Raw genomic sequence first — 22,752 nt, forward strand, 5'->3', positions numbered from 1 at the left:
CGCGCCCCCTTTTTCCTTTAAGCCGCCACGCGGCGCACAGCGTCGACCAGACGCACGGGATCAAACGGTTTGACGATCCAGCCGGTAGCCCCGGCCTCACGGGCGCGCTGCTTCTTGGCGGCGTCGCTCTCCGTCGTCAGGACCAGCACGGGCACGGCGCTGAAGGCCGGGTCGGCCCGCATCCCCTCGATGAAGCCGAAGCCGTCCATGCGCGGCATGTTGATGTCGGTGATGACGATGTCGGGATTCTCGGCCTGAAGCACCTCCAGACCGTGGACGCCGTCCTCGGCCTGAACGACACGATAGCCCGCATCCTTCAGCGCCAGCATCAGCATGTCGCGCATGGTGCGTGAATCGTCGACGGTCAGAACAGTCTTGATCATTGTGCAGCGTCCTGTGCGGAAAGGTCGGAAGGTGAAGCGCCGAATGCGCTCCATTGGCCTGCCAAAGCTTCGGAAACATTGACGAACGTCAAAACATGACCGTCAGCGCGCCATGTGCGCAGCGCCGACAGCAGCACCTGGAGGCACAGGCCGCCCAGGCGCTCGACCGCCGAACCGTCCAGCACGACATCGCCTCCGCGCGCCGCCAGCAGATCCGCCTTCAGCGGTCCCGCCGCGCGCAGGTCCAGAACAGACTCCAGAACGACCGTCTGCGTCATCAGAACTCCTCCCAGCCGTCTTCGATGATTTCAGGTTTCAGGGCCGCGCCGCCGCGTCCCATGGTGCGCAGCGCCGCCACCGTCTCGGCGACGGGACGCGGCGTGCGGACCATCGGCGCCGGGTCGTTCGCCATATCGGGCTCCGCCGTCTTCTGCGTCGCCGCAGGCGCCAGAGCCGGCGCCGCAGTCTTGCCCGCCGTCTTCTTCACCGCTGCACGGACAGGCGTCGCCGCATTGGTCGTCTTGAAGTGCGCCACCGACGCCGCCAGCACATCGGCTTCCTGTGTCAGGGAATGACTGGCCGCTGTCGATTGCTCGACCATCGCCGCGTTCTGCTGGGTGACCTGATCCATCTGGTTCACGGCGGTGTTGACCTGTTGCAGGCCGGTCGCCTGCTCCTGCGCCGAGGCCGAGATTTCCGAGACCAGATCATTGATCTCGGCCACTTCGGCCACAATGCGGCTCAGGGCCTCGCCTGCACGACCGACCAGGCTGACGCCCTGTTCGACCTGACGGCTGGACGCCGAGATCAGGGCCTTGATCTCCTTGGCCGCCGAGGCCGAACGCTGGGCCAGCGCCCGGACTTCCGACGCCACGACGGCGAAACCGCGCCCGGCGTCGCCCGCACGCGCCGCCTCGACCCCGGCGTTCAGAGCCAGCAGATTGGTCTGGAAGGCGATCTCGTCGATCACGCCGATGATGGCGCCGATCTGGTTCGACGACTGTTCGATGGCGGTCATGGCGGCCACGGCCTCGCCCACCACCAGGCCGGACGCCTCGGCCTCGCCGCGCGCCCGCTGCACCACATCGGCGGCCTGACGCGCGCCGTCGGCGGTGCGGTTCACCGTCGTGGTGATCTGGTCCAGAGCCGCCGCCGTCTCTTCCAGACTGGCCGCCTGTTGTTCCGTGCGGCGCGACAGGTCGTCGGACGCCTGACTGATCTCTCCCGAGCCCGACCGGATCGCCGCGACATTGGTCGTGACCGCGCCGATCGCCTTCTCCAACCGGATGATGGCTTCGTTGAAGTCAGCCTTCAGCTGCGCCGCCTTCGGTGCGAAATCGACATCGATGCGATAGGTCAGGTCGCCATGCGCCATAGCGTCCAGTCCCTGGGCCAGGGCCGTGATGGCGATGCGATCTTCTTCGGCGGCCTTGACCTTTTCAGCCTCGGCGCGGGCGCGTTCGGCCTCGGCGGCCTGACGCTGGGCTGCGGCCTCGGCCTCCAGCGCGCCCTTGGCGAGGGCGGCTTCCTTGAAGGTCTGCACGGCGGCGGCCATCTGGCCGATCTCATCCTTGCGGCCGATCGCGGGCACCGCAGTTGTGCTGTCGCCCGAGGCCAGACGCTTCATCGCCGCCGTCATCGCCGTCAGCGGCCGCGCCAGGGTGCGGCTCAGCATCATCGCCATGGCGGCGGCCATCGCCAGAGCCAGGATCATGCCGCCGATCAGCACCATGCGTGCGGTGCGTGCGACTGCTATCTGGGTGTCGGCGTAGCCACGGCTTTCCTGAACCTTCTTCTCGACCAGCCCCTCAAGGGCCTGTTCCGCCGGATCGATGAAGCGATCCGAGTCGCCATCACGGCCGACCATGGCGATGGCCTTCATCCAGCCGGCCTGATCCGCAACGAGGGCCTGTCCCTGCTGAACCACCTGCGTGTTCCATTGATCGGCGGCGGCGCGGACAGCGCTCACCGTCGCGGCGCTGTCCCGGTCCAGCCGGGCGACCTGATCCAGGCTCTTGTCGAAGCTCTGGCGATGCTCTTTCAGGCGCTGGAGGTAATAGGGGTCGCGCGACACCAGGAAACCGCGATAGCTGGCTTCCTGACGCGCCAGATAGAATTGCGCATTCTCGGCCTCACGCTGAACCTCGCCCGCTCGCGACCGATCCAGCCGCGCGGCGTCCAGAGCATTGATCTGCAGAAAGACTGTCGCGCCCATAGCGGCGATGGCCAAGATCACGACCGCGAAGGCCGCCATAAGCTTCTTCTCAATCTTGAGATCGCTCAGCATGACTTTCACATAACTCCGCACTGTGAAGATTTTCTTGAGAAACAATGTAGTTCTCAAGCCGAGAGGCCTGAGCATTTGCACTGGACGGTCATTGCCAGGGACGGTCGCGGACGCGGCAGAACGCATCTTTCAGACCTGTAAATTCAATCTTAAGTTGTCAAAATCGGTGGATGCAGCGCCCAGCAAACGCCTGCGGGGCTCTGGTCAAGGTTCAGGCGCCGCGCCGTAAAACGGCAGGCGTTTCGGTGCGCCGACCCGTATCGCCTGTCCAAATACGCGCCCCTCGTCCGCCCGCGTCTTCCTGACCACGTCAGGAGCGGGACAGCGACAGGGCCGTCCCGGAATTGCAGCTGGAGCGCATCAGCGCCTTTCTGGCGCCGGGCGATAGGATACCAAGGCATTCTAACCTCTTTTCTGAACACCCTTTCTGCACCTGACTCCATTAACAATTGTAAATTGCCGGAGACGTAAACGCCTCGGCCGTATGCGGTTTGAAAACAATCGATCCCACGCAGCCCCGGACGACGCCGCGCGTTATAGCGGCGTGCAGACCCCATCCTCTGAAGGAGCCGCCATGTCCGATCCCGCCCGCCTGTTGCGCCATCAGGCCTTTGTCGACGGCCGCTGGATCGACGGCGACGGCGGCGGGACGATCGACGTGACCAACCCGGCCACGGGCGAGGTGCTGGCGACGGTTCCCGACATGGGCGCCCTTGAGACCCGTCGCGCCATCGCCGCCGCCGAGGCCGCGATGAAACCGTGGGCCGCGAAGACGGCGGGCGAGCGCGCCCGTATCCTTCGCCGCTGGTTCGACCTCATGATGAGCGAACAGGACGCGCTGGGCCGTCTGCTGACCCGCGAACAGGGCAAGAGCCTGACCGAAGCCAAGGGCGAGATCGCCTATGCCGCCAGCTTCATCGAATGGTTCGCCGAAGAGGGAAAGCGCACCTATGGCGAGGTCATCCCCAGCCATGACGCCTCCAAACGGCTGATGACCCTGCGCCAGCCGGTCGGGGTGGTGGGAGCCATCACGCCGTGGAACTTCCCCGCCGCGATGATCACCCGCAAGGTCGGCCCGGCGCTGGCCGCCGGCTGCGCCGTGGTGCTGAAACCCGCCAGCCAGACGCCGTTGTCGGCACTGGCGTTGGCCGTGCTGGCGGAAGAAGCGGGCCTGCCGCCCGGCCTGTTCAACGTCGTCACCGGCTCGGCCTCGGCCATCGGCGGCGAACTGACGTCCAATGAGGCGGTGCGCAAGATCAGCTTCACCGGCTCGACCGAGATCGGCCGCCTGCTGATGGAGCAGTCGTCGCAGACCATCAAGAAGATGAGTCTGGAGTTGGGCGGCAACGCGCCCTTCATCGTCTTCGACGACGCCGATGTAGACGCCGCCGTGGCGGGCGCCGTCGCCTCCAAATACCGCAACGCGGGCCAGACCTGCGTCTGCACCAACCGCTTCTATGTGCAGGCCGCCGTCCATGACGAATTCGTCGCCAAGCTGACCAAGGCCACGCAGGCGCTGAAGGTCGGAAACGGCCTGGACGACGGCGTCCAGATCGGTCCCCTGATCGACGAGAAGGCGGTGAAGAAGGTCGAGGAACACGTCGCCGACGCCCTCGCCAAGGGCGCGACCCTGCTGACCGGCGGCGTTCGCCACGATCTCGGCATGACCTTCTTCCAGCCGACCGTCCTGTCAGGCGTGACCCAGGACATGCAGATGTGCCGCGAAGAGACCTTCGGCCCCGTCTCCGGCGTCGTCCGCTTTGAGACGGAAGAGGAAGGCGTTGCGCTGGCCAACGACACCATCTTCGGGCTGGCGGGCTATTTCTACGCCCGCGACCTGAGCCGCGTCTGGCGCGTGGCCGAAGCGATGGAAACCGGCATGATCGGCATCAACACCGGCCTGATCTCCACCGAGGTCGCGCCCTTCGGCGGCATCAAGCAGTCGGGTCTGGGCCGCGAAGGCTCCAGCCACGGCATCGAGGATTATCTGGAGATCAAATACCTCTGCATGGGCCTCTGACTCCCTCTCCCGCCGGGAGAGGGTGGCCGTTCTGCGCAAGGGATCATTCGACCAAGGTCGCTCTCCGCAAATCCTCATTCCTGCTGTCACTCTCCCTTCCGACGCTCGGCGCAAAGCACGCCGGGCGCGAGGGAAACGCGCCGCGCATCGCGGCCGCACAGGAAGGGAACTGCCCATGACCGACCGCACCATGGGTGCGGCGGACGGCGGCGAGCACACGGTCGACAAGAACGACCGGCTGGTGATTCTCGCCTCCTCCGTCGGCACCGTCATCGAATGGTACGACTTCTATCTTTACGGCTCGCTGGCCGCGATCATCTCCGCCCAGTTCTTCTCGGGCGTGAACGAGACCACCGGCTTCATCTTCGCCCTGATGGCCTTTGCCGCCGGTTTTGCGGTGCGCCCGTTCGGGGCCATCGTCTTCGGCCGCATGGGCGACCTGTGGGGGCGCAAGAACACCTTCCTGGTGACCATGCTGCTGATGGGCATCTCGACCTTCGTGGTCGGCCTGCTTCCGCCCTACGCCGCCATCGGCATCGCCGCCCCGATCATCCTGGTGCTGATGCGCCTGATCCAGGGTCTGGCGCTGGGCGGCGAATACGGCGGCGCCGCCACCTACGTCGCCGAGCATGCCCCGCACGGCAAGCGCGGCTTCTACACCTCCTTCATCCAGATCACCGCCACCGTGGGCCTGTTGCTCAGCCTGATGGTGATCCTGGGCGTGCGCTTCTTCGTGGGCGAGGAAGCCTTCGTCGAATGGGGCTGGCGCATTCCCTTCCTGGTCTCGATCCTGCTGCTGGGCGTGTCCCTGTGGATCCGCCTGAAGCTGTCGGAAAGCCCGGCGTTCAAGCGCATGAAGGCCGAGGGCAAGGGTTCGACCAAGCCTCTGAAGGACAGCTTCCTGAAGTGGCCGAACCTGAAGCTGGTGCTGATCGCCCTGTTCGGTCTGGCGGCCGGTCAGGCCGTGGTCTGGTACACGGGCCAGTTCTACGCCCTGTTCTTCCTTGAGAAGACGCTGAAGGTCGATCCGTCACTGGCCAACATCCTGATCGCGGCGGCTCTGGCGCTGGCGACGCCCTTCTTCGTCTTCTTCGGCTGGCTGTCGGACAAGGTGGGGCGCAAGCCGATCATCCTGCTGGGCTGTCTGCTGGCCGCCCTGACCTACTTTCCGCTGTTCAACGCCCTGACAGGCGCGGCCAACCCGCGTCTGGCCGCCGCCGTGGCCGAGTCGCCGGTGACGGTGATCGCCGATCCGGCCGACTGCCACTTCCAGTTCGATCCCGTCGGCAAGACCGTCTTCAACAGCTCTTGCGACATCGCCAAGACCCATCTGGCCAAGGCGGGCGTCACCTACGTCAATGAAGCCGCCCCCGCCGGAACCGTGACCCAGGTCCGCATCGGCGACCGCGTGGTCGAAAGCTTCAACGGCAAGACCATGCCCAAGGCCGACTTCGACGCCCAGAAAAAGACCTGGGACGCCGGCCTGACCGCCGCCCTGACCGAAGCCGGCTACCCGGCCAAGGCCGACAGCGCCCTGGTCAACAAGCCGCTGGTGATCGGCATCCTGTTCCTGCTGGTGCTGTATGTGACCATGGTCTACGGCCCGATCGCCGCCGCCCTGGTCGAGATGTTCCCGACCAAGGTGCGCTACACCTCCATGTCTCTGCCCTATCACATCGGCAACGGCTGGTTCGGCGGCTTCCTGCCGACCACGGCCTTCGCCATGGTCGCGGCCACGGGCAACATCTACTACGGCCTCTGGTACCCCATCGCCATCGCGGTGCTGACCCTGATCGTCGGCGTCCTCTTCGTGAAGGAAGGCAAGGACGTGAACATCCACGACTAAGGCGCGACGGCTTCCTTCTCCCCTTGTGGGAGAAGGTGGCTCGCGGAGCGAGACGGATGAGGGGTGTCTGCGCTTCGGCGTCCAGTTCGGCGCGGTTCTGTCTTCGATGCGTTTCAGAGGCCGCGCCGCCACCCCTCATCCGAGCGCCTTCGGCGCCCACCTTCTCCCACAAGGGGAGAAGGGGCACGGACGCGCTAATATTTCGCCAACCTGCGGGCGGTCCGGCTTCGGCCTGGCCGCCCTCTTTTTCACTTGCCCGCGTGATCGCGCCCGGCCCAGATGACGTCCATGTTCAGCCTCGCCACACTGGCCCTGACAGCCTTCTACATGGCCGCCCTGTTCGGCGTCGCCTGGTGGTACGAGCGGCCGCAGATCAAGGCGCGGCGCGGGATGCTGGGGCCGTCGCTCTATGCGCTGTCGCTGGCCATCTACTGCACGTCGTGGACCTATTACGGCGCTGTCGGCACGGCGGCGCGCGACGGGTGGGAGTATCTGCCCATCTACGCCGGGCCGATCCTGGGTCTGACCCTGCTGCTGCCGCTGTGGCGGCGCATCGCCTCGGCCGCCCGGCGCGAGAATGTCGGCTCGATGGCCGACTTCATCTCGTCGCGCTACGGCAAGAGCCCGGCGCTGGGCGCAGCGGTGGCGGGCGTCGCCATCCTCGGCTCGGTCCCCTACATCGCGCTTCAGCTCAAGTCGCTGTCGATGGCGGGCGAGATGATCACGGCGGGCACCCCCGTCGCCGGGTCCGAGAGCCTGACCGTTCTGGTTATGGCGGCGGTGCTGGCCGGGTTCGCCATCCTGTTCGGCGCGCGAAGGCCCGACCTGACCGAGCATAACCGCGGCCTGATCCAGGCCATCGGCATCGAGTCCATCGTCAAGCTGGCCGCCCTGCTGGCCGTCGCCGTCTTCGCGGTTTTCCTGCTGGCCGCCTCGCCATCGCGGCAGGCCGTAACCGACAGTCTGGGGCAGTTGGGCCGCTGGCCGCATATCGACGCGCGGTTCATGGCCATCACCCTTGTGGCGACCCTGGCCATCTTCTGCCTGCCGCGTCAGTTCCACGTCGCCTTCGTCGAAGGCGGAGATCCGGCCCAGGTGCGCCGCGCGCGCTGGATCTTCCCGCTGTATCTGATCCTGACCACGCTGGCCGTCCTGCCGCTGGTGGCGGCGGGCGGACTGTTCACGCCGCACGCCAATCCCGATCTGTTGGTGCTGGCCCTGCCGTTCGGCGCGGGCCACAGCCTGCTGACCTCCGTCGTCTTCGTCGGCGGCTTTTCGGCCGCCACCGCCATGGTCATCGTTGAGGCGGTGGCGCTGTCAGCCATGGTGTCCAACAACCTGATCCTGCCGCTGATGGGTGCAGGACGACGGCGCGGCGCCGTCCCGCCGGACATGGCCCGGACCCTGCTGAACATTCGCCGTCTGGCCATCGTCGCCCTGCTGCTATTGGCGTGGCTCTATTATCTGGCGATGGACCGGACCAGCGGACTGGCGGCCATCGGTCTGGTGTCCTTCGCCGCCATGGCCCAGCTGGCGCCGTCGCTGTTCGGAGCGGTGCTGTGGCGCGGCGGGCGGGCCAGCGGCGCGCTGGCCGGGCTGGCGGCGGGCATGGCGGTATGGGCCGTCATGCTGGCAGGGCCGCAGTTCGCGCCGGACTTCGGCCTGAACGTCCCCGCCATGCTGGGGCTGGAAGACCCGTTCGCGGCCGGGGTCTTCCTCAGCCTGTCGTTGAACCTCAGCGTCTTCGTTCTGGTGTCGCGCGCGCGGCCGCCGCGCCTGATCGATCGGGTGCAAGCCCGCGCCTTCGTCGACCGGCTGGGCCCCGACTGGATGGAGGGGCGCGGCGGCTCGGCCGGGGCCTCGGTCGGCGACCTGCGCGCTCTGGTCGCCCGCTTCATCGGCGACGAGCGGGCCGAGCGCGCCTTCGCCGCCTGGGCGCGAGAGACGGATGTCAGACTGAAGGACGCCGACCCCGCCGACGCGACGCTGGCCCGCGCGGCCGAGCGAATGCTGGCGGGGGCCGTCGGCGCCGCCGCCGCCCGCCGCGTTCTGGCTGCCGCCCTGGCTGCCGGAGGCCGCGCGCCCGAGGACGTGGTGCGGATGCTCGACGAGGCGTCTCAGGCCGTCCAGTTCAACCGCGACCTGCTGCAGACCACGCTGGACAACATCGATCAGGGCGTCAGCGTCGTCGACGAAGACCTGCGCCTGACCGCCTGGAACCGCCGCTATGTCGAGATGTTCGACCTGCCCACGGGCTTCGTCCACGTCGGCCTGCCCGTCGCCGCTGTCTATCGCCTGAACGCCGAGCGCGGCGAGGCGGGCGTGCCGGATCATGAGATCGACTTCTGGGTCGAGCGCAGGCTGGAGGCGTTGGCCCGCCGCATCCCCCACGACCACGAACGCGAACAGCCCGACGGCCGCATCCTGCGTTCCTCCGGGGCGCCCATTCCCGGCGGCGGCTACGCCACCAGCTACACCGACATCACCGCCCTGCGCCGCGCCGCGCGCGAGCTGGAAGAGGCCAACGAGCGGCTGGAAGCCCGCGTCGCCGACCGCACCGAACGGCTGGAGGAGGCCCGCCGCACGGCCGAGGACGCCACCGCCTCCAAGACCCGTTTTCTGGCCGCCGCCAGCCATGACCTGCTGCAGCCGCTGCACGCCGCGCGCCTGTTCATCGCCGCCCTGAGAGAGGACGCCGATCTGGCCGGATCGCCCGCGCGCGGTCTGGCGACCAACGCCGACCGCGCCATCGACAGCGCCCACCGCCTGCTGACGGCCCTTCTGAACCTGTCCAAGCTGGAGGCGGGCGGGGTCCAGCCCGCCGTGGCGCCGCTGTCGCTGGGCGGCCTGTTCGATGAACTGGCGCGCGAGTTCGCCCCTCTGGCCCACGCCAAAGGGCTGACGCTGACGGCGACGCCTTCCAGCCTTTGGATCGCCTCGGACCGCGACCTGCTGCGCTCCATGCTGCAGAACCTGATCGCCAACGCCATCCGCTATACCGACCAAGGCCGCGTTCTGATCGGCGCCCGGCGCGACGGCGAGCAGGTGCAGATTTTAGTCAGCGACACCGGACGCGGCATCGCTGAGGCCGACCGCCAGGCCGTCTTCGGCGAGTTCGTGCGCCTGCCCGGCGCCCCGGTGGACGAGCCGGGCGCAGGCCTTGGTCTGGCCATTGTCCAGAAGCTGTCAGACCTGCTGGGCCACCCGCTGTCGCTGGCCTCGCACGTCGGGCGCGGCACGACCTTCCGCGTCGTCGTTCCCCGCGCGGAGGCCCGGCCTGAGCCGGAGGTCGCGGTCGATGATCGCCGCCTGCCGCTGGCGGGCCTGCGGGTGCTGTGCGTGGACAATGAACCCGCCATCCTCGACGCCCTGACCGCCTTGCTTGACCGCTGGGGCGCACAGGCCGTGACGGCGCGCTCGGTGGCCGAAGCACGCGCGGCGACGGGACCATTCGACGCGGCGCTGGTCGACCTGCATCTTGGCGACGACGAGCCGGACGGACTGGCCGCCATCGACGGGATGCGCGCGCAGGGGGTCAGGCGCATCGCGCTGGTCACCGCCGACACCCGCGACGGCCTGAAGGAGAAGGCGGGTGCCGCGGGCGCGATCCTGCTGGCGAAACCGGTCAAGCCAGCGGCGCTGAAGGCTTTTCTGCACAGCTAGCCTCCTCCCGAAAGAGGAGAAGGATCAGCGATAGCGGGCGATGCTCAGGTCGGCGGATTCGATGTCCGGCGTGCGGCCGTCGATGATGTCGGCGATGACGCGGGCTGAGCCGCAGGCCATCGTCCAGCCCAGCGTGCCGTGGCCGGTGTTCAGGAACAGATTGTCCAGCTTTGTCCTGCCGATGACCGGCGTACCGTCCGGCGTCATGGGGCGCAGGCCGGACCAGAAGGTCGCCGCCTTCAGGTCGCCCGAGCCGGGGAACAGCGAACCGACCGAATGCTCCAGTGTATTGCGGCGGCGCTCGGGCAGGGCGTCGGAGAAGCCGGCGATCTCGGCCATGCCGCCGACGCGTATGCGGTCGCCCAGACGGGTGATGGCCACCTTGTAGCTCTCGTCCATGATGGTCGAGACGGGGGCGGCGGCCTCATCGATGATCGGGGCGGTGATCGAATAGCCCTTCACCGGATAGACCGGCAGGGTCATGCCCAGCGGCTTGACCATCATCGGCGAGTAGGAGCCCAGCGCCAGCACATAGGCGTCGGCCGTGACCACGCCCTTGTCGGTCTTGACCCCGGTGATGCGGCCGCCCTCGGCGATCAGGGCCTGAATGGTCGTGCCGTACTGGAAGGTCACGCCCTGTTCGGCGGCGGCATGGTCGGCCAGGGTGTTGGTGAATTTGAAGCAGTCGCCCGTCTCGTCGCGCGGCAGGCGCAGACCGCCGACGAACAGGTCGCGGGTCGCCTTCAGGCCCGGCTCGGCGCGGATGCAGCCGTCCTGATCCAGCACCTCGAACGGGACGCCGCCTTCGCGCAGGACTTCGGTGTCCTTGTAGATGCCGTCCAGCTGTTTCTGCGTGCGGAACAGTTGCAACGTGCCCTGGGTGCGGTGGTCGTACTGAAGGCCGAGTTCTTCGTTCAGCGCCGTCTGAACCACCTGGCTGTATTCGGCCAGACGCACCATGCGCGCCTTGTTCAGCGCATAGCGGCCCGAGGTGCAGTTGCGCAGCAGGGCCAACAGCCAGCGTACGGTCGGGGCGTTGATCTGGGGGTGCAGGATCAGCGGGGCGTGGCGCATGAACAGCCACTTTACAGCCTTGGCGGGAATGCCGGGCGCAGCCCAGGGCGAGGAATAGCCGGGCGAAATCTCGCCCGCATTGGCGAAGCTGGTCTCCAGCGCCGGGCCGCTCTGACGGTCGATGACCGTGACCTCGTGCCCCTGACGGGCCAGGTAGTGGGCGGTGGTCACGCCGATGACGCCGGCGCCGAGGATTGCGATCTTCATAGGACTTGACCTTACGCGAACCAGACGCGTGGCTCCCTAGAACAGATTTTGCGCACCTTGTGCAAGTCGCAGTTTGTGTGCGCCGCAGTATACGCCGGTCAAGCATGGACGCTCTGTGACTGGCCGGTCGCGGTCGATTATTTGCTCATGATATCAGGCAGGCGCGACAACCCGCCTATGAAGACCGTGTGGGGTCGGTCAGAGGCTCTCCATAGTGACGGTCGCCGTGCAGATTGGCGGCCAGAGGCGCGGTGGTGCGCTCGATCATGCGGTGGACCACGGGCTTGTCCGGCCCCTGGTGCAGGGCGCGGATGCCTTCGTTGACGGCGGCGTCGGCGTGGGTGATCCGCTGGTTGTGCCGGATGTAGTCCAGCCACGTCGGCGTCTGGTATTTTTCAACCCAGACGTCAGGCTCGGCCAGATCGCGCATCAGGCGCCATTGACGCGCGCCGTCGCGGCGGCGGATGCGGCGCCGCTCGTCCATCAGGGCCAGGAAGGCGTCGATGTCCTCTTCGCGGATGCGATAGGCGATGGAGACGATCACGGGCCCGCTGCGGGGCTCGATGGCCAGTGTCGTCTGCGGCTCGGTCCAGCGACGCAGCAGGTCCATGTTCAGATTGGCGGTCGAGGGCAGGGGCACCTTCAGCCCGATCAGCACGCACAGCGTCAGCACGCCCGCCGAAACGGCCAGCGCCGTCTCGACGCCATAGGTCTGGGCCAGGCCGCCCCACAGCCAGCTGCCGCCCGCCATGCCGCCGAAGGCCGCCATCTGATACAGCGCCAGCGCCCGCGCCACGACCCAGCGCGGCACCGACATCTGCACCGTGACGTTGAAGCTGGACAGCACCAGCACCCAGCCCGCCCCGGCGATCATCAGGGCCGGAAGCGTCACCACTAGCCACGGCGCATAGCCCAGCCCCAGCGCCGCCGCCGCAAAGGCCAGTGCGGCGACGCGGACGATGGTCTCCGTCTCATATTTCGCGCGCAGCTGACCGACGAACAGGGCGCCGCCCACGGCGCCGACGCCGAACGATCCCAGCAACAGGCCGAACACCAGCGGGCCGCCGCCGCTCTCACGCGCGACCACGGGCATCAGGGCCTGAATGGCGCTGGCGCCGACGCCGAACACCACGGCGCGCAGAAGCACCGCCGTCACGCGCGGCGACAGAAAGGCATAGCGCACGCCGCCCGCCATCGCCGGCAACAGACGCTCACGCGGCAGGGTCTGTTTGGGCCGCTCGGGCTTCCATCGGAACAGGACGATCAGCAGGCCCAGATAGCTGAAGGCGTTGACGGCGAAGGCCGCCGCCGCGCCCGCCGCCGCCACGATCATGCCGCCCAGCGCAGGGCCGACGCTGCGGGCCATGTTGAAGCCCATGGAGTTCAGGGTCACGGCCCCGGCCAGATCCTCACGCGGGACCATGTCGCCGACCGACGCCTGCCACGCCGGGCCGTTGAAGGCCGTGCCGCAGCCGATCAGGAAGGTGAAGGTCAGCAGCACCCACGGGGTGATCCAGCCCATCCACGTCATGGCCGCCAGACCCGCCGAGACCAGCAGCATGAAGGTCTGGGCCGCCAGCATGATCCTGCGCCGGTCCACCGTGTCGGCCAGCGCCCCGGCCGCCAGCGACAGCAGCATGATCGGCAGGGTGACGGACGCCTGCACCAGGGCGACCATCTGCGCCGAGGCGATGGAGGTCATCATCCAGGCCGCGCCGACCGACTGGATCAGACCGCCGAAGTTGGTAACCAGGCTGGTGATCCAGACCGCCCGGAAGATCGGGTGCCGCAACGGCGCCAGGGCGGACACCCGTGCGGGCGGGGGTGGTGGCGTAGATAGGGGCGTAGATGCAGGGGCGTCGGTCGAACTCATGCGGGACGCGTCCTCGCACGGACGATACGGAGCGAACGGGAACCGACAACGACCATCTGGCCAATCCACACGGCTTCGACGCCGGACGCAAGCGATGACACGGTCACTCTCGGTTCCATATTATTGGCGTCGCAGGAGACGGCGCCGGGGGCTATAGGAAGGCCGTGACCCCATCCGATGTTCCCGCCATGACGCCTTTCACCGTCGCCGCCCTGTATCGTTTCGCTCCCGTGGCCGATCCGGCGGCGCTGCGCCTGCACCTGCTGGACCTGTGCGGGACCGAGGTGCGTGGCACGCTTCTGGTGGCGCATGAGGGGATCAACGGCACTATCGCCGGGCCGCAGGCCGACATCGCCCGCGTCATCGACGGCGTGCGGGCCCTGCCGGGCTTCGACCGGCTGGAGCTGAAATATTCGACCGCCTCGGCCATGCCTTTCCACCGCATGAAGGTGCGGGTGAAGGCCGAGATCGTCACCATGGGCCAGCCCGACATCGATCCGGTCGAGGGCGTCGGAACCTATGTCTCGGCTCAGGACTGGAATGCCCTGATCGCCGACCCGGACACGGTCATCATTGACACCCGTAACGACTATGAGGGCGAGATCGGCGCCTTCGAGGGGGCCATCCAGCCCAACACCCGCACCTTCCGCGAGTTCGCCGACTGGTTCCGCACCGAGGGCCGCGCCCTGCTGGACCGTCCGATCCCGCCCAAGGTGGCCATGTACTGCACCGGCGGCATCCGCTGCGAAAAGGCCACCGCCTTCCTGAAGGCCGAGGGCGTGCGCGACGTGCATCACCTGGAAGGCGGCATCCTGAAATATCTGGAGACGGTGCCCGAGCCGGAAAGCCTGTGGCGCGGCGAATGCTTCGTCTTCGATGAGCGGGTGTCCGTGGGGCATGGGCTGGTCGAGGGCGACCACAGCCTGTGCCGGGCCTGCCGGATGCCGGTCAGCCCCGAGGGCCGTCGTTCGGCGCACTATGTCGAGGGCGTGTCCTGCGACCGCTGCTGGAGCGAACGCGACGCGGCTCAGCGGGAAGGCTACGCCGAACGGCAGAAGCAGATGGAGATCGCCCGCGCCAGAGGCGTGGCGCACGTGGGAAGCAAACAATAAAAAAGCCCCCGCGCATCGCGCGGGGGCTTTCCCGGTCATTGGGGGCTGGCTTACCGCGCGGGGCGGATGCGCATGACCGAGTCGTTGCCGTCGGTGGTCCAGCCGGACTTGACCGCGACATAGACGTTGCCGCGACCATCGGTCGAGACGTGGTTGGCGACCGGCGAGGCCGGCAGGTTGGCCACGATGCGGCCGTCGACGTCGGTGACCGGCACCGTGCCTGCGCCGAAGGTGCTGATGAAGACGCGGCGCGACTTCGGCTCGAACACCACGTTCAGGGCGCCGGCGCCGACCGGCGTGTCGGCCACGACCGAACCATCCGAACCGTTCAGCACCACCAGGTTGTCGGTGCCCTGGCCGACGGCGAAGATGCGGTCGGTCTGCGGGTCGTGCGAAACGCCGATCACGGCGCGCGCGCCCGGCACGGGGAAGACGTTCAGCACGGTGTCGTTGGCGGCGTCGATGACCGCGACCTCATTGGTCGAGTTCGAAGCCACATACAGACGGCGCGCCGCCGGATCATAGGAGACGCTGGCGGCCGAGAAGGTCCCGCCGCGAACGGTCGAGTCGATCTTGATACGCTTGGCGACGCTCAGGGCGGCGGTGTCGAACACCACGACTTCCGGCTGGAAAGTGGCGCTGACGTAGGCCTTGCCGTGTTCCTGATCGATGACGACGTCGCGGGCGTGGTTGACGGTGCCCGGCTCGAACTGACGCACCAGCGACAGGTCCGACTGGCGATAGACGGCGACGGTGTTCTGGCGGCTGTTCGTCACCCAGACGGTGTCGTTGGCGTCATCGACGCCGACGCCGTAGACGGCGAAGACGCCGCCGTCCTGCATCTGGCCGTCACGGCCCGGGCGGCCCGGCGCGGCGGCGGGGGTGATGCGGGCTTCGACCGCCAGGGTGTCGGCGTTCAGGCGCAGCAGTTCCGACTGACGCACCGGCGGACGGCCGACGGCGGCGGCGGCGAAGACGGCGTTGCGCTTGGCGCTGTAGGCGGTCTGATACAGGCCGCGCGTCGGCTGGACGCTGGTGATCCGATAGGCCGACTGGTTCGACAGCGGCACGTCCGGCGAGACCTTCAGATTGGCCAGGACGGCGTTGTAGGGCGACTGGGACACGGCCACGATCGGGTGGTTGCCCGGCTGGGCGTCGGCCGGAATCGTCAGGCGGGTTTCAAAGCCGCCCTCGGCGTTGGCCGTGATCGCGCCGGTCGGCAGGACGGTCTGGCCGTACATCAGGACGACGCTCTGGCCCGGACGGAAGCCGCGGCCGGTGGCGACGACGTCGCTGCCCGGAACGACAGGCTTGCCGCGCTCGGCGCCGGCGAAGCTGACCTGGCCCTCCTGGGTGCGCTCAGGCGCCGAGAACAGGGCCTGGGCCGAAGCGACCGCCGGAACCGCAGCAGCCGAGGCCGCCAGAAGGGCACCGAAGGCGGCGCCGCGAAGGGATTTGCTCAAGATGGTCATGATCGCAGTTTCTCCGGATCAGAAGCGGGTGGTCAGGCCAACGAAGAAGCGGCGGCCGGGAGCGTAGTAGCCATCGCCGTTGGCGCCGGTGATGGTTTCAGAGAACAGGTTGGTGATGCCGGCCCGCAGCGTCACCGATTCCGACGCGTCGAACGCAGCGGTCAGATCGAACTCAGTGTGATCGTTGGTGATCGTCGATCCTCCGCCCAGTTGTTCACCGGTGTACTGGCCCGAGAGCATGATGCCCAGACGCTCGGTCGCACGCCAGTCCAGCGAGGCGTAGGCCGACCATTCAGGCGTGGTGATCAGGGTGGCGCCAGTATCGAGGTTCTTGGCCTCGATCATCCACGTGGCGTTTCCGCGCAGGGTCAGGTCGTAGGGAAGCTTGGCCAGACCGGTGATTTCCAGACCTTGGGTGCGGGCCTTTTCGACGTTTTCGTTCTTGGTCCACCAGCGGCCTTCATAGTAGCCGAGCGGCGCGTATTGGATCTTGTTCTTGAAGTCCGTGTAGAAATAGGTCGCCCCGAAGCGATAGTTGTCGGTGTCGTACGAGAAGCCGATTTCGTAGCTGTTGCTTTCTTCCGGGCTCAGATCAGGGTTGCCCGCCATCCAGCATCCGCCGGTCTTGTAGGTCATGGGCAGGCCGTCGGCGTCCAGGATGACTTTGCCGTCCTTGTCCTTGGCGATCAGACCTTTAAGACCGTTACAGCCATTCCCGCGCGAGTTGGTGGCCGCGCCGGCGCTGTTTTCCTTCAGCGAAGGTGCGCGGAATCCCTGCGAAATGCCGCCGCGGATCGTCCAGGTTTCGGCCGGGTGCCATACCAGATAGGCGCGGGGGCTGAAGTGTTCGCCGTATTTGTGGTGGCTGTCGAGACGGCCGCCCAGGGTCAGCAGCAGGTTTTCGCGCAGGGTGATCTGGTCTTCTGCGAACAGGGCGGCGGTGTCGCCCTTCAGCGTCGCGCCATCGACTACATGACCTTCATAATCGACCGGAATGGTGCCGATCGTGTCAGTGTTGGTCAGTTCTTCTTCGCGATACTGCGCGCCGACGGCGAACTTATGATCCCAGATAAAGTTTTTTTCGAACTTCAACAGGCCGTCGATGATCAGTTCCTCGAATTCGGCCGTACCGCCGCCCGAGGCCTGATCCTTGTTGGTGAAGGCGTTCTGATAGATATCGATACGGGATTCACCGAACGACCATTTGCCTTCATGTCCCAGACGATAAGAGGTGCGTTCCGTCTTGGAGCCCCAGCTGGATTGATCGCCGCCGGTGGCGGTCTTGGCGCTGGGCGCGATGGGGTCTTCGAGACCGTAGCTGCCTTCCAGAGAGAAGCTGTGGTCGGCGACGGGCGCCCAGGTCAGCACGCCGTTCAGATTTTTGGAGGTGACGCCGGCCGTGCCGTTGTTGCTGCCGATGACGACTTCGTCAGGGTTGGAGCGGGCATAGGTGGCGCCCAGGCGCAGACCCAGGGTGTCGGTGATCGGTCCAGCCGCATTGACGCCGAACTGATAGGCGTCGCCGCGATTGGAGTTCTCGTCCCACGTATAGCTGGTGTTGGCCGAACCGCGCCACGTCGGGGCGATCTTGCGGGTGATGATGTTGATGACGCCGCCCATGGCGTCGGAACCGTAGAGCGACGACATCGGGCCACGCACCACTTCGATACGCTCGATCATGTCGGGCGAGATCCAGTTCAGGTCCTGGCGGCCCAGGTCAGGACGATAGCTGATGTCGCGGGCGTTGCCGATGCGGCGGCCGTCGACCAGGATCAGGGTGTAGTTGTCCGGCAGGCCGCGGATGTTGATCTTCGACATGGCGCCGGTGGGGCTGATGCCGCCGCTGACGCCGGGCAGGCGGCCCAGCAGTTCGCCCAGGCTCTGGACCGGCTGGCGCTCGATCTCGTCGCGGGTGATGACGCTGACCGAGGCGGGCGCGTCACGCACATCGACGCCCGTGGCGGATGCGGTGACGACGACGTCGCTGACGGTCGTCGCCTGCGGGTCAATGTTTGATGCGTCGGGCATGACCGTCTCGGCCAGAACCGGCGAGGTGGCGAGGAGGGTGGATGTCATCAGGCCCAGCCCGATGCTGCGTTTCGATATGTGCATCTGCGCCCCCAAAGGCGTACGGTTAGGCGGGCGACGGGCGCCCGGGTGGGGAGGAAAGCTCGACCGTGCGAGCGACGCCGCTCCTAATAATCATTCGCATTTCTGTCTCAATGCCGATTACGACATGAGGCGCATTCGCATTTGGGTATGAGGTTGACGGGCCGTCGCTCCATGCCCCGCGCGCGGGCGATCAGACGAAACGTTCATCGGTATGTGTTGCAATTAAGATGCGTTCTTAATACTCCCGGGTCGGCGCTACAGGCGTCCTACAGCGAGACCTTATGCCGGGGCGGTTCCTCAATCGCATTGACTTCACCCTGCTTCAGCACCTTCAGGTGCTGATCGAGCATCGCAGCGTCTCGCGCGCAGCCGAGAAACTGGGCATCGGCCAGCCTGCGATGAGTCGCATTCTGGCCCGTCTGCGCGATCAGTTCGACGATCCCCTGCTGGTGCGCGGCCCGCGCGGCATGATGCCGACCCCGCGCGCCGAGGCGCTGTATGCGCCGCTGCGGGCCTGGCTGGAGGCGGGTGAGAGCCTTCTGCGTGATCCCGGCGAGGATGTCGCCCGGATGAAACGGGTGTTCCGCCTGGCCTCGACCGACTACGGCCTGCTCAGCGTGCTGACGCCCGCGATCGCCCGCATCGGGCAGGAGGCGCCCGGAATCGAGATTTCCGTCGAGCCGCTGTCGGACATGAGCCTCAGGCGGCTGGAGGACGGCAGGCTTGATCTGGTGTTGACCGGGTGGAGCCCGGAAGGCTCGGGGCTGAATTCACGCTGGCTGTTTCGGGAAACGCAACTGGGGCTGGCGCGCGCCGACCACCCTGTGCATCAGGCGTCGCCGACGCGCCCGGACCTGTTGCAATGGCCACATGTCGCCTGTTCGGCGGGCGACGGTTTCGGCGACTGGGTGGCGGAAGACCTGCCGGATATGGCTGAGCGCCGTGTTCTGGTGCGCTCTGAAAGCTTCTCGCTGGCGCCCTATCTGCTGCACGAAGGGGACGCGATCGCCCTGTTGCCCCGTCGCGCTGCACAGCAGTTTGCATCGACCCACGGGCTGCGCACCTTCCCCGCGCCTGAAGGGATGAAGCCCTTCGACTATCATCTGGTGTGGCACGAACGCTCGGACGGCGACGTGGGCACCCAGTGGCTGGTCGACGCCCTGTCGGCGGCTTTCGAGGCCGAGCAGGGCGACGCCGCATTCGCCTGACGCGTTACTCGGCCGGGGCGCGTTCTGCGGACAGGCGCGCGGCGGGCCACAGGGCGGCGATCAGGATCATCACCGCCGACAGGGCGTAGGGCGCGCCATGCGCCACCTGATAGGCCAGCGTCGCGCCCAGCGGACCGATCACGGCGCCCAGGCCCTGGGCTGCGCCGACGGCGCCGGCGGCGGCGCCCTGCTCATGGCTTTCGACGGCGTTGGCGGCCAGGGCCGATTGCGACGGATAGACCCAGCCCATGCCCGCCGCGATGACGCCATAGGCCGCCCACAGCTGCATCGGGGTGGCGGCGAACACGGCGCAGACGAAGCCGACGGCGGCGATGCTTCCGCCGATGCGGATGAAGCGCGAGGGCGGCCAGTTGAGGCGGCGCAGAACCATCTGGGCCGAGAACAGCACCACCCCGACGACGGCCAGGGCGATGCCCGCCGTGCGCGCCGCTTCGTTCGGCGACAGGCCAAAGCGGTCCAACGCGAGGAAGCCGACCACCACCTGACAGACGACGACGCCGTACATGGCGAAGAAGGCGGTGGCGACGGCGCGGCGGATACGGACGTCCGACAGCTTCAGCGCCGATTTCTTGCGCGTCTCATGCGGGACGTCGGCGGGCAGGAAACGCCACACGGCGATGAAGGCCAGCACAGGCAGGGTAGAGATGATGATCAGGGAGGCGCTGAGGCTCCAACCGGCCAACAGGCCCGCTACGCCCGGTCCGAAGACGATGCCCAGCGAGCTGGCGGCGCCGACGGCGCCCATGGCGCGGGCGCGTTCGTGCGGGGCGGTGTTGTCCGCGACCACGGCCGCGCAGATCGGCGGCACGGCGGCGTAGAAGGCCCCGGCGGCGGTGCGCGCGACCGTCATGCCGATAAAGCTGATGATCGCCGCCGGAACCAGGGCCAGGGCCGCGCTCATGAACAGACCCAGAAACGCGTAGCTGACGGCGAAACCCGCCAGGGCGGCCAACAGCACTCTGCGCCGTCCGACCTGATCGCTGCGCACGCCCCAGAAGCGGGCCATCAGCATCCAGGCCAGACCCGCCGCCGTCACCGCCGCCCCGACGTGCCAGGGCTGCATTCCCAGCAGCCGCGCCATCGGCCCGACCACGGCGACGAAGGCCATCATCGACATGCTGCCCACGCCCGCCGTGAACAGCAGGGGCTTCAGGCTGAAGGCGCCGCCGGGCGCCGCCTCGCTGGCGGTGGCTGTGGTCATGGACGGCTCCTGAAAGACATGAAGGCGAGGCTGTCGCTTAATTGAGAATGAATTGCAACTGGGTGCGGTTTCTTAAAGGCAAAGCGGCGCCTCAGACGCTGGGCAGAGTCAGTTCGACCGCCAGCCCCGGCTGGTTGTCGTTCAGTCGCAGCGATCCGCCATGCGCCCTGACCACCGCGGCGACCATGGCCAGACCCAGACCGGCGCCCTTGGTGCGTTCGCCTGCGCCTTGATCCAGCCGATAGAAGCGGCGCAGCACTTTTTCGCGCTCAGTCTCCGGCACGCCGGGGCCGTGGTCGGCGACGCGGATGATGGCGCGGTCGTCTTCGCGGGCGGTCGAGACGTCGATCCGGCCGCCGCCGTGGAAGACGGCGTTCTCGATCAGATTGGCCAGGGCCTGCTGGATCAGGGCGGGGTCGGCCTCAACCGATCCGGTGGGGTTCAGGGTCAGCGTCAGGCGACCGCCCGCCTCTTCGACGAAGGGGGCGTAGATGTCGGCCACGGCGCCGGTCAGGGCGGCGAGGTCCAGCGGTTCGGCCTTCAGGGCCGCGTCGCCGCTTTCGATCCGCGCCAGCGTCAGCAGGGCCTCGAACAGGGCGCTGACCTGATCGGTTTCTTCCAGCGCGCGCTCGACGGCGGCCTCGCTGGAGCGGGGGTCGTCCAGATGGGCGGCCAGATCCTCCAGCCGGTTGCGGACCCGGTTCAAGGGTGCGCGCAGTTCATGGGCCACGCCTTCGGACAAGGTTTTCAGCGTCGTCAGCGCCGCCTCCTGCCGGTCCAGCATCCGGTTCAGATTGGCCGACAGTTCATCGAACTCGCGCCCCAGACCGACGGCGGGCAGGCGCGCCGAATCCTGACCGGCGATGATGCGGCCGACCGCATGGTTGACCCCCTCCAGCCGTCGCAGGAACAGCCGCCCGGCGGCCCAGCCCCCGGCCAGCGCCAGCAGGATCAGGGCGATCCCGCTCATCAGCGCATAGCGGCGGATGCCTCCGCGCAGCTCGTCCAGATGCTGGATGTCGCGTCCGACGGCCAGCAGGCCGCCGTCGGACGCCTGGGCGCTGAGGACCAGCATATTGGGCGTCTGGTCGGGCCAGCGCGCGGGCCGCGCCTTGTTCGGCAGATTGCGCCGGAAACCGCTCTGATTGACCGCCAGCCGCGTCAAGCCGTTGGAGAAGCTGCTGCCGTCCGGCGCCTCGACCAGCAGCAGATAGCGGCGGGCGTCGCGGTTGCGGGCCTCGGCGTTCAACTCCTCGACCAACTGGCCCGTGCCGTGCCGGTTGGCGTCGGCGCGCATGACGTCCATCTGATGGCTCAACCCTTCGCGGACCTCGGCCTCGGCGAAGCGCATCAGGCCGTAGTCCACGCCTGCGATCATCACTGCCGCGCCCAGTCCGAACAGGGCCGAGAAGGCGACGGCGTAGCGCAGGCTGGCCGTGGTCCAGACGGACGGGCGCTTGGGTTCAGTCCGGGGCCTTGAGGACATAGCCCACCCCCCGGATGGTGTGGATCAGCTCCTGATCGAAGCCGCGGTCTACCTTGGCCCGCAGGCGGCTGATGTGGGCGTCGATCAGATTGGCGCGCGGGTCGAAGTGAAAGCCCCACAGGCTTTCCAGCAGCATGGTGCGCGTCACCGCATGACCGGCGTTGCGGGCCAGCCGCTCCAGCAGTTTGAACTCGTGCGGGGTCAGGTCCAACGTCTGGCCCGCGCGGGTCGCCCGGTGGGCGGTCACGTCGACCTCCAGATCGGCCACCCGATGCCGCGTCGTCGCCTCCGCCAGCGGGGGGCGCCGCACCAGCGCCTGAAGCCGCGCGCTCAGTTCGCTGAAGGCGAAGGGCTTGACCAGATAGTCGTCGGCGCCCGCGTTCAGCCCCGCCACCCGGTCGTCGACCGAGCCGAGCGCCGTCAGCATCAGCACCGGCGTTTTCAGCCCGCCCGCGCGCATGGCCTGCACGGTTTCGATGCCGGGCAGGCCGGGCATCATGCGGTCCACGACGATGGCGTCGTAGTCGCCCTCCATCGCCATATGCAGGCCCGTCTCGCCGTCGCCTGCCTCATCGACGGTATGCCCCTGCTGGCGCAGGCCGTCGGCCACGAAGGCGCGGGTCCGGGCATCATCGTCAATGACAAGCATTCGCATGAGCGCCCTTCTAAACCTCTGTGGCGAAACGACCAGAGCGGCTTGGAATTAATCTCGCCGCAAGACAACGCGAAGGTTGCTCGGCTATAGGCCGGTTGTTGCGAATGATATGCAACAGCTTGGACGCAGCAA

General features: G+C 67.5%; 15 protein-coding genes. 5 read left to right on the forward strand and 10 right to left on the reverse strand.

Features of this window, described 5'->3' with window-relative positions; translation table 11 throughout:
• Positions 1–17: 17 nt before the first annotated feature.
• Genes ACORJG_RS02370 through ACORJG_RS02380 form a run of 3 tightly spaced genes read right to left on the reverse strand, consistent with a single transcriptional unit; the run spans position 18 to position 2,670 of the window.
• A complete protein-coding gene (locus ACORJG_RS02370) occupies positions 18–383 on the reverse strand; it encodes a response regulator (RefSeq protein WP_346528800.1) in 366 nt (121 codons plus the stop codon).
• Positions 380–661 (reverse strand): STAS domain-containing protein, encoded by a 282-nt coding sequence (locus tag ACORJG_RS02375; RefSeq protein ID WP_427791293.1) that lies wholly within the window; start codon positions 659–661, stop codon positions 380–382. Before ACORJG_RS02375 ends, ACORJG_RS02370 begins: the two co-directional genes overlap by 4 nt.
• A complete protein-coding gene (locus ACORJG_RS02380) occupies positions 661–2,670 on the reverse strand; it encodes a methyl-accepting chemotaxis protein (RefSeq protein ID WP_427791295.1) in 2,010 nt (669 codons plus the stop codon). Before ACORJG_RS02380 ends, ACORJG_RS02375 begins: the two co-directional genes overlap by 1 nt.
• A gap of 574 nt (positions 2,671–3,244) precedes the next feature.
• Here ACORJG_RS02380 and ACORJG_RS02385 point away from each other — a divergent pair.
• The 3 genes from ACORJG_RS02385 to ACORJG_RS02395 all read left to right on the forward strand — a co-directional run bounded on the left by ACORJG_RS02385 (position 3,245) and on the right by ACORJG_RS02395 (position 10,199).
• Complete coding sequence (locus ACORJG_RS02385) at positions 3,245–4,690, forward strand: NAD-dependent succinate-semialdehyde dehydrogenase (protein WP_427791297.1); 1,446 nt, start codon at positions 3,245–3,247, stop codon at positions 4,688–4,690.
• Positions 4,691–4,865: 175 nt separating this feature from the next.
• The gene (locus ACORJG_RS02390; RefSeq protein WP_427791299.1) at positions 4,866–6,536 is read left to right on the forward strand and encodes an MFS transporter; all 1,671 of its coding nucleotides are present in this window, start codon (positions 4,866–4,868) and stop codon (positions 6,534–6,536) included.
• 288 nt (positions 6,537–6,824) lie between these two features.
• Positions 6,825–10,199 carry a hybrid sensor histidine kinase/response regulator gene (locus ACORJG_RS02395; RefSeq protein ID WP_427791301.1) on the forward strand — a complete coding sequence of 1,125 codons (3,375 nt, stop codon included), beginning with the start codon at positions 6,825–6,827 and terminating at the stop codon, positions 10,197–10,199.
• A 24-nt stretch (positions 10,200–10,223) separates the two neighbouring features.
• Here ACORJG_RS02395 and ACORJG_RS02400 read toward each other — a convergent pair whose 3' ends face one another.
• Positions 10,224–11,504 (reverse strand): D-amino acid dehydrogenase, encoded by a 1,281-nt coding sequence (locus tag ACORJG_RS02400; protein WP_427792940.1) that lies wholly within the window; start codon positions 11,502–11,504, stop codon positions 10,224–10,226.
• A 151-nt stretch (positions 11,505–11,655) separates the two neighbouring features.
• Positions 11,656–13,353 carry an MFS transporter gene (locus tag ACORJG_RS02405; RefSeq protein WP_427791303.1) on the reverse strand — a complete coding sequence of 566 codons (1,698 nt, stop codon included), beginning with the start codon at positions 13,351–13,353 and terminating at the stop codon, positions 11,656–11,658.
• Positions 13,354–13,541: 188 nt separating this feature from the next.
• Between ACORJG_RS02405 and ACORJG_RS02410 the strand changes: the two genes are divergently transcribed.
• Complete coding sequence (locus ACORJG_RS02410; protein WP_427792942.1) at positions 13,542–14,465, forward strand: rhodanese-related sulfurtransferase; 924 nt, start codon at positions 13,542–13,544, stop codon at positions 14,463–14,465.
• Between the two features lie 50 nt (positions 14,466–14,515).
• On the opposite strand, the gene ACORJG_RS02415 is transcribed toward ACORJG_RS02410, so the two are convergent.
• Both ACORJG_RS02415 and ACORJG_RS02420 read right to left on the reverse strand, forming a co-directional pair.
• A complete protein-coding gene (locus ACORJG_RS02415) occupies positions 14,516–15,937 on the reverse strand; it encodes a YncE family protein (RefSeq protein WP_427791305.1) in 1,422 nt (473 codons plus the stop codon).
• An 18-nt stretch (positions 15,938–15,955) separates the two neighbouring features.
• Complete coding sequence (locus ACORJG_RS02420; protein ID WP_427791307.1) at positions 15,956–18,049, reverse strand: TonB-dependent receptor domain-containing protein; 2,094 nt, start codon at positions 18,047–18,049, stop codon at positions 15,956–15,958.
• Between the two features lie 281 nt (positions 18,050–18,330).
• On the opposite strand from ACORJG_RS02420, the gene ACORJG_RS02425 reads away from it, so the two are divergent.
• The gene (locus ACORJG_RS02425; RefSeq protein ID WP_427791309.1) at positions 18,331–19,257 is read left to right on the forward strand and encodes a LysR family transcriptional regulator; all 927 of its coding nucleotides are present in this window, start codon (positions 18,331–18,333) and stop codon (positions 19,255–19,257) included.
• Positions 19,258–19,261: 4 nt separating this feature from the next.
• Here the strand turns inward: ACORJG_RS02425 and ACORJG_RS02430 are convergent, their stop codons facing one another.
• From ACORJG_RS02430 to ACORJG_RS02440, 3 genes are all read right to left on the reverse strand, one after another.
• Positions 19,262–20,479 (reverse strand): MFS transporter, encoded by a 1,218-nt coding sequence (locus tag ACORJG_RS02430; RefSeq protein ID WP_427791311.1) that lies wholly within the window; start codon positions 20,477–20,479, stop codon positions 19,262–19,264.
• Between the two features lie 91 nt (positions 20,480–20,570).
• On the reverse strand, positions 20,571–21,965 hold the full coding sequence (locus ACORJG_RS02435; RefSeq protein WP_427791313.1) for a sensor histidine kinase: 1,395 nt from the start codon (positions 21,963–21,965) through the stop codon (positions 20,571–20,573).
• Positions 21,943–22,620 carry a response regulator gene (locus ACORJG_RS02440; RefSeq protein WP_427791315.1) on the reverse strand — a complete coding sequence of 226 codons (678 nt, stop codon included), beginning with the start codon at positions 22,618–22,620 and terminating at the stop codon, positions 21,943–21,945. The genes ACORJG_RS02435 and ACORJG_RS02440 overlap by 23 nt, the downstream gene beginning before the upstream one ends.
• Positions 22,621–22,752 lie beyond the last annotated feature (132 nt).

Origin of the sequence: Brevundimonas diminuta (genome assembly GCF_050310045.1) — a bacterium.
Classification (GTDB): domain Bacteria; phylum Pseudomonadota; class Alphaproteobacteria; order Caulobacterales; family Caulobacteraceae; genus Brevundimonas; species Brevundimonas diminuta_F.